This window comes from Streptomyces sp. XM83C (assembly GCF_023072675.1).
Taxonomy (GTDB): domain Bacteria; phylum Actinomycetota; class Actinomycetes; order Streptomycetales; family Streptomycetaceae; genus Streptomyces; species Streptomyces thermocoprophilus.
Genome location: NZ_JALLGL010000305.1, coordinates 1 through 7070, shown reverse-complemented (window position 1 = coordinate 7070; position 7070 = coordinate 1). Strand labels below are relative to the sequence as shown.

At 71.7% G+C, this 7070-nt stretch carries 5 protein-coding genes; 2 read left to right on the top strand and 3 right to left on the bottom strand.

All coding sequences use genetic code 11. The features are described from left to right. On the bottom strand, positions 1–2060 hold a 2060-nt coding region (locus MTQ10_RS25430), incomplete at its 3' end, for an FAD-binding and (Fe-S)-binding domain-containing protein (RefSeq protein WP_247472494.1). Between the two features lie 164 nt (positions 2061–2224). On the opposite strand from MTQ10_RS25430, the gene serC reads away from it, so the two are divergent. Beyond that, complete coding sequence (serC, locus tag MTQ10_RS25425) at positions 2225–3343, top strand: phosphoserine transaminase (RefSeq protein WP_247472493.1); 1119 nt, start codon at positions 2225–2227, stop codon at positions 3341–3343. 159 nt (positions 3344–3502) lie between these two features. Here the strand turns inward: serC and MTQ10_RS25420 are convergent, their stop codons facing one another. Both MTQ10_RS25420 and MTQ10_RS25415 read right to left on the bottom strand, forming a co-directional pair. Then, positions 3503–5065, bottom strand: a complete 1563-nt coding sequence (locus MTQ10_RS25420) for a cellulase family glycosylhydrolase (RefSeq protein ID WP_247472492.1) — start codon at positions 5063–5065, stop codon at positions 3503–3505. Between the two features lie 212 nt (positions 5066–5277). Beyond that, a complete protein-coding gene (locus MTQ10_RS25415; RefSeq protein ID WP_247472491.1) occupies positions 5278–6282 on the bottom strand; it encodes a WD40 repeat domain-containing protein in 1005 nt (334 codons plus the stop codon). A 120-nt stretch (positions 6283–6402) separates the two neighbouring features. Between MTQ10_RS25415 and MTQ10_RS25410 the strand changes: the two genes are divergently transcribed. Further along, positions 6403–7070: GDSL-type esterase/lipase family protein (locus MTQ10_RS25410; RefSeq protein WP_247472490.1), on the top strand; the 668-nt coding region annotated here is incomplete at its 3' end.

Below are 7070 nucleotides of genomic sequence, written 5' to 3'. Positions count from 1 at the left end.
GCCTTCCCCCGCCGCTCCCACCACCGCGTGAACGGCTCCGCCGCCAACCGCGGTATCGCCCGCTCCGGGGCGATACCCGTCAGGCGTTTCGCCGCCCAGGCCAGCGGTGGCACCGCTGCGAGCGCGTTCAGCAGCCCGGCCGTGCGGGTGCGGGAGACCCAGCGGAGCCACTGCGGCAGGCGGCCCATCGCGTAGTGGGCGGCGGGGCGGCGCCGGCCCGCGTAGTGGTGGTGCAGGAACTCCGCCTTGTACGTGGCCATGTCCACACCGACGGGACAGTCGGAGCGGCAGCCCTTGCAGGACAGGCAAAGGTCCAGCGCGTCCCGCACCTCCGGCGACCGCCAGCCGTCGGTGACCAGCTCGCCGGCGAGCATCTCGTGCAGCAGGCGGGCGCGTCCCCGCGTGGAGTACTCCTCCTCCCCCGTGGCCCGGAACGACGGGCACATCACGGCCGGCCCGGACACCGTCGCCGTACGGCACTTGGCGACGCCGACGCAGCGGCGGACGGCCGCCGAGAAGTCGCCGCCGTCGGCCGGGTAGCCGAACTCCACCGGCACCGGCTCACGCGGCAGGACAGAGAACCGCAGATGCGAGTCGAAGGGCGCGGGGCGGACCAGGACACCCGGATTGAGCAGGTCGTCCGGGTCCCAGACCGCCTTGGCCCGCTCGAACACGCCGACCAGCTCGGGCCCGTACATCCTCGGCAGCAGCTCCGCGCGGGCCAGCCCGTCGCCGTGCTCCCCCGACAGGGAGCCGCCGTGCGCCACCACCAGGTCGGCCAGCTCCTCGGAGAAGCGGCGGTAACGCGCCACACCCTCCGCGCTCACCAGGTCGAAGTCGATTCGGACGTGGATGCAGCCGTCCCCGAAGTGGCCGTAGGGCGTGCCGCGCAGGCCGTGCCCGGCGAGCAGGGCGCGGAACTCCCGCAGATAGGCGCCGAGCCGGGCGGGCGGCACCGCGCAGTCCTCCCAGCCGGGCCACGCCTCCATGCCGTCCGGCATCCGGGTGGCCGTGCCCGCCGCGTCCTCCCGGATCCGCCACAGCGCCCGCTGCCCGGCCGGGTCGGTGACGACGGCCGCGTCCACCGCGTCCGCGGCCCGCACGATCGCCTCCGCGTGCGCCCGCGCCTCCGCCGGGGTGTCCCCGCCGGTCTCGACGAACAGCCACGCCCCGCCGCGGGGCAGCCCGGCCGGTGACGGCACCAGGTCGGCCGCCATGCCCTCCGCCGTCAGCGGCCCCAGCGGCAGCAGGCCGGCCGTGGCCTCGGCCGCCGCGCCCTCATCGCCGTACCCCAGCACCGCCAGCGCACGCGCCCGCGGCGCCTCCACCAGGCGCAGCTCCGCCCGTGTCAGCACGCCCAGCGTGCCCTCGCTGCCGCAGAACGAGCGGGCCACGTCGGCGCCTCGCTCCGGCAGCAGCGTGTCCAGGGCATAGCCGGAGATACGGCGCGGCAGGTCCGGGAAGCCGGTGCGCAGCCGCGCCAGCTCCGACTCGACGAGGGGGCGCAGGCCCTCCGGGGCGCCCGCCCAGTCCCGTCCCAGGCGCAGCCGCTCGCCGCGCGCGGTGAGGACGTCCAGGCCGCGCACACTGTCCGCGGTGGTGCCCCAGGCCACCGAGTGCGCGCCGCAGGAGTTGTTGCCGATCATTCCGCCGAGCGTGCACCGGCTGTGCGTGGAGGGGTCCGGGCCGAACCGCAGGCCGTGCGGCGCGGCGGCCTCCTGCAAGCGGTCCAGGACGAGGCCGGGCTCGACGACCGCGGTGCGCGTCTCCGCGTCCAGGGACACCAGCCGGTTCATGTGCCGGGTGAAGTCCAGGACGACGCCAGTGCCGGTCGCCTGCCCGGCGATCGACGTGCCCCCGCCGCGGGCCACCACCGGCACGCCGTGCGAGCGGCACACCTCCAGCGCCGCCGCCACGTCGTCCGCGTCACGCGGGGCGACCACGCCGAGAGGGACGCGGCGGTGGTTGGAGGCGTCCATGGTGACCAGCGCCCGGGCGGTCACGTCGAAGCCGACGTCACCCCGGACGGCCTTGCGCAGCGCCTGCTCCAGATCCGACATGGCTCCAGCATGCATCCGCTCACGCTCCGTCACCGAAGGTTGTCCACAGCCTCCCGCCGTCCGCCATATCGTCGTACGAATTCACGAGTCCGGTCCGCGGCACGTTCGTCTCATCCGACGGACACGTTTCCGTCCGGTTTCGCCCAGCGGATACCCTCCGACTCGTGGCCGACATCCAGATTCCCGCTGACATCAAGCCCGCCGACGGTCGTTTCGGAGCGGGTCCCTCCAAGGTGCGGACCGAGGCGCTGGACGCCCTCGCCGCCACCGGAACCTCCCTCCTGGGCACCTCCCACCGACAGGCCCCCGTCAAGAACCTGGTCGGGCAGGTCCGCGAGGGCATCCGTGAGCTGTTCAAGCTGCCCGAGGGCTACGAGGTCATCCTCGGCAACGGCGGCTCCACCGCGTTCTGGGACATCGCGACCCACGGCCTGATCGAGAACAAGTCGCAGCACCTCACCTTCGGCGAGTTCAGCTCCAAGTTCGCCAAGGCCGCCAAGCTCGCGCCCTGGCTCGCCGAGCCCACCGTCATCTCCGCCGACCCGGGCACCCACCCCGAGCCGGCCGCCGAGGAGGGCGTGGACGTGTACGCGTTCACGCACAACGAGACCTCCACCGGTGTCGCCATGCCCATCAAGCGTGTCGCCGGAGCCGACGAGGGCGCCCTCGTTCTCGTCGACGCCACGTCCGGCGCCGGCGGCCTGCCCGTCGACGTCGCCGAGACCGACGTCTACTACTTCGCCCCGCAGAAGTCCTTCGCCTCCGACGGCGGCCTGTGGATCGGCGTCTTCTCCCCCGCCGCGATCGAACGCGCCGAACGCGTCCACGCCTCCGGCCGCCACGTCCCCGAGTTCTTCTCGCTGCCGACGGCGATCGACAACTCCCGTAAGAACCAGACGTACAACACCCCCGCCCTCGCCACCCTCTTCCTGCTGAACCAGCAGCTCGAGTGGATCAACGGCCAGGGCGGCCTCGACTGGGCCACCGCCCGCACCAAGGACTCCTCGACCCGGCTGTACGCCTGGGCGGAGGAGGCCAAGTACGCGACCCCGTTCGTCACCGACCCGGCCAAACGCTCGCAGGTCATCGGCACGATCGACTTCTCCGACGAGATCGACGCCGCCGCCGTCGCCAAGGTGTTGCGCGCCAACGGCATCGTCGACACCGAGCCCTACCGCAAGCTCGGCCGCAACCAGCTCCGCATCGCCATGTTCCCGGCGATCGACCCGGCGGACGTCGAGGCGCTGACCAAGTGCATCGACTACGTCATCGAAAAGCTGTAGGGCCGCTGAAAAGCCGGAAAGCCGAAAGGCGCGGCCTCACCGGCCTCGCCGGTCCGACCTGTTCGGTCCGGGCGTCGGTGACACGTCAGCCGCTACGACGGTGAAGGGCGCCCGGTGCGAACCGGGCGCCCCTCTCTTACCTCAGCGACGTCTCCCCCTTCACGCCGCCGTGCAGGTCACCGCGGGTGCCGTACCGCCCCCGGGCGCTCCGCCGAGGCCGAACGTCGCCGAGGCGCCGGGCGACAGCGTGCCGTTGTGGGCCGCGTTCGTCGCCGTCACCGACTGACCGCTCTGCGCCACGGTCGCGTTCCACGAATTGGTGATCTTCTGGTCTCCGGTGAAGGTCCAGGCCACCTTCCAGCCCGACAGGGCGACGTTCCCCGAATTGGTCACCTTCACCTCGGCGTTGAAGCCGCCGCCCCAGTCGTCGGTGACGGTGTACGTGGCACTGCACGCGCGCGTGCCGTCGCCGCCGTCACCCCCGTCGCCGCCGTCACCTTCGTCGTCACCGCCGCCGGTGCTCGGGAACAGCGGTGCCTTGATGCTCTTCAGGTAGCCGTCCTTCACGGTGTCGACGGTCGTCCAGTCGCCGTTCAGGATGCCGCCGGTGTCACCGGAGTTGGGGTTCAGCGACCAGTACGTCCAGTGGAAGGAGTCGGCGCCGTTCTCCGACGTCGAGCGGAGGTACTTCACCAGCGCGGCCAGCCACTGCTGGTCCACCGCCGGCTGTAGCGTCGTACCGAACTCGCCGATCCACACCGGCGCGATGTTCTGCTTGAAGATGTAGCCCCAGTACTTGTCCCAGACGCCGGGCATGTTGTCCGGGAACGACGGGTCGCTGAACCAGGTCTGCTGGGCGACGCTGGTGGCGTAGTCGTGCGCGGAGTACACGAGCCGGTTCGGCACGTCCAGCTGCACCGGGTACTGCGCGACGCCCATCAGGTTGCCACCCCACCAGCCGGAGACCCCGTCGACGGTCTGCACGCCCTCGACGAAGACGAGCAGGTCGGGATTGACGGACAGGACGGCGTTCCCGGCGCGCTGGGCGGCCAGCCGCCAGTCCCGCGTCGTGTCGCCGCAGCCCCAGCAGGCCGGGTCGTGCGGCTCGTTGTGCAGGTCGATGCCGATGACCGTGTCCTGGCCCTCGTAGCGGGCGGCGAGCGTCTCGAGGTTGGCGATCCACGTCGACTCGGGGACGGACTCGGTGTACCAGAGGGCGCTCTGCCCGCCGGAGTCCGGCCGGTGCCGGTCGAGGATGACCTTCAGGCCGTCCCGGCCCGCGTACGCCACGATCTTGTCCAGCACCTGGAGCGAGGTGAGGCCCGCCAGATCGGCGTTCATGCCGGACGAGGTGTTGATGCTGTCGGGCATGGTGCCGGGCTTGAGGATGTCGTCGCTGTACGGGATGCGCAGGGTGTTGTAGCCCAGCGACTTGATCTGGTCGATCATGCCCTTGTAGTCGCGGGACCACAGGCCGTGGACGACGTGATTGGACGTCTCGAAGCCGAACCAGTTGATCCCGGCGATCCGCACCGGCTGTCCGGCCTCGTCCAGGATCTGCCGTCCGCTCGTGTGCCAGTATCCGGCACCGGGAGCGGCGGTGTCGCCGGCGGCGGTCGCGGTTCCGCCACCGGCCTGGGCGCCGGCCGTCTGCGCGCCGGCCAGGGGGATCAGGAGTGCCGCCGCCATCGTGCACAGCGCTCTTCGCATGCTGCGGAACATGACGCAGGGTCCTCTCGGGGTAGCGCGGCCCCGGAACGGATGGGAGCGCTCCCATGCACCGCGCACCCCTCAGGAAACTGGCACCTCAGGAGATCGTCAAGGCTTACGGCGCGGTAGGGGGAGGAAGGCGGGGAGGTGAACCGGGGCCGTGAACCGGGAGGGTGAGGTGCCGTCTCGAAGTCCCGGAGTGCTCCTGGAGCGTGCGCCTGGCGTCAGGACCGGCGGAACAGTCTGCGCACCCCGAACAGCGCCGCGCACACCACGGCCACCGCGAGCGCCCCGTACTTCACCCCGTCCCCGTCCCCGGTCCCGGAGCCGCCCGCGCCGCCGGAACCCCCCTGCGACGCCGACCCGTTCCCGCCCCCTCCTAAGCCGCCGGAGCCGTCGCTCCCCGGCGCGTCCTCGGCGACGACCTCGCTCTGGACACCCTCACTGCCGTACAGGAGCTTCGAACCGTCGGCGGAGTACGTGACGGACTCGCCCTGCCGCTGCAACGGCACGTCGAGACGCCCGACCTTCCGCAGCTCGCCGCCGTCGAAGTCGTACAGGATGCCGCCCAAGTAGCCGCGTACGGCGAGCTGACGGCCGTCCGGGGAGAAGGCGGCGTCGGTGGCCCACAGGTCGACGGTGGCGACCGGCCGGAACACGTTGCTGCCGGAGGGGGACAGCGTCGCGGGCCCCTCGTACAGGTGTCCGCCGTCCTCGTTCTTGTCGACGATGTACACGCGACCCGTCTTCGGGTGGACGACGAGGGACTCGGCGTCGCGCGGCCCGTCGGAGTACTTCACGATGTACTGCGTGGCGCGCACCGTCGCGTCCTTCAGCTGCTTCGGCTCGGGCAGCTCGTAGATCCACACGTACGGCCATTTGCCGCCGAGGTTGTCGCCGATGTCACCGACGTAGATGCGGTTGTCCGGGCCGATGGAGATCGCCTCGACGTCGCGCGGGGAGCCGATGCCCTTCAGGGTGAGCGTGGCGACGGTACGGCCGGTGGCGCCGTCCACGGCGTACAGGTACGGGCCGTCGTCGCTGTCGTTGTGCGTCCAGAAGATGCCGGGATGCTGACGTGAGGCGGCCAGGCCGCTGGACTCCGTGATGCGCGGGTCCTCGATCGTGAAGCCGTCGCTGCCGCCGTCCCCGTCGGCGGCGTACGCGGCGGGCGCGGCGAGGGCGCCCAGGAGGATGGCTGCCAAGAGCAGGGCGAAGGGTCGGCGCATACGCCAAGCCTGCCATCGCGAACACCGGTTCGGGCCACGCGACGCCGACGGTCGTGGGCGTGGCGGGTCTCACAGCCCCCGGCTGGCGAGGGGCCTCCGCCGATCCCCCATGATGAGCGGATGCTCAGGTTGATGCCCGTCGGTGACTCCATGACGATCGGCAGCACGGGCGAACACACATGGCGTTACCGCATGTGGCAGCACCTGTGCGCGACGTACGGCGGCCCGTTCACGCTGGTCGGCCCGCGCGAGGAGCTGTACGACCAGCAGGCGGGCGCCCCGGTGTCGTACGCCTACGCCGAACCGGACTTCCCCCGTGCCCACCTCGCCGGCTGGGGCGAGGGCTGGCTGCACATGGCCCCCCTGATCGGCGACGCCGTGCGCACGCACCGCGCGGACGTGCTGCTGGTTTCCCTCGGCCTGATCGACCTCGGCTTCTACACGAACGCCGAACAGACCGAGGAGAACGTACGCCGCTTCGTGACCGAGGCGCGGGCGGCACGCGCGCGCGTGCGGATGGTGCTGCTGCCGGTCATACCGAACGTACGCGCACTGAACGACGAGCCCTTCGCGGCGCAGGTCGCCCGTTTCAACGAACTCCTCGCCAAGGCGGTCGCCGACCTCGACGAACCCCGTTCCCCTCTGCTCCTCGCCTCCACGCCGCCCGGCTGGGACATCGACCGCGACACCTACGACGGCACGCACCCCAACGCCAGCGGCGAACACCGCATCGCCGGCGCCTTCGCCACTGCGATGCATCAGGGGTGGGGGGTGGGTGGCGAGTACGG